The following is a 432-nucleotide window of genomic DNA, read 5'->3' as shown; positions in this document are numbered from 1 at the left end:
GAGGGCTCGCCGTATGCGGCGGCCAAGGAAGACCCGAACACGCGCGGCAACTACACCGCCGGCGGCCTGTACAGACCCGGCGTGCGTGACAGCACCCCGGACTACATTCCCAACGTCGCCTGCATTCCCGAGCCGGAAGTGACCGCCGAAGAGCGTTCGGCGATCGGCAACAAATCGCCCTACGTGGTGCTGGGCAAGTCGTACAAGGTGCTCGACGACACCCGCAACTATGTCGAGCGCGGCACGGCGTCGTACTACGGCGCCAAGTTCCATGGCCGCCTGACCTCCAACCGCGAGGTCTACGACATGTACCAGTTCACCGCCGCGCACAAGACACTGCCGCTGCCCAGCTTCGCCCGCGTCACCAACCTGGACAACGGCGAATCGGTCATCGTGCGCGTCAACGACCGTGGCCCGTTCCATGACGGCCGC

1 protein-coding gene is annotated in these 432 nt (G+C 65.7%); it reads left to right on the top strand.

From position 1 onward, the window contains the following. Positions 1–432, top strand: a 432-nt coding sequence (locus tag EN852_RS35330) for a septal ring lytic transglycosylase RlpA family protein (RefSeq protein WP_135879638.1), incomplete at both ends; no start/stop codon positions are given.

It is taken from the genome of Mesorhizobium sp. M2E.F.Ca.ET.209.01.1.1 (assembly GCF_004010375.2).
Classification (GTDB): domain Bacteria; phylum Pseudomonadota; class Alphaproteobacteria; order Rhizobiales; family Rhizobiaceae; genus Mesorhizobium.
The sequence above is the reverse complement of the archived record's forward strand: the minus strand, read 5'-3'. Positions and strand labels throughout refer to the sequence as shown.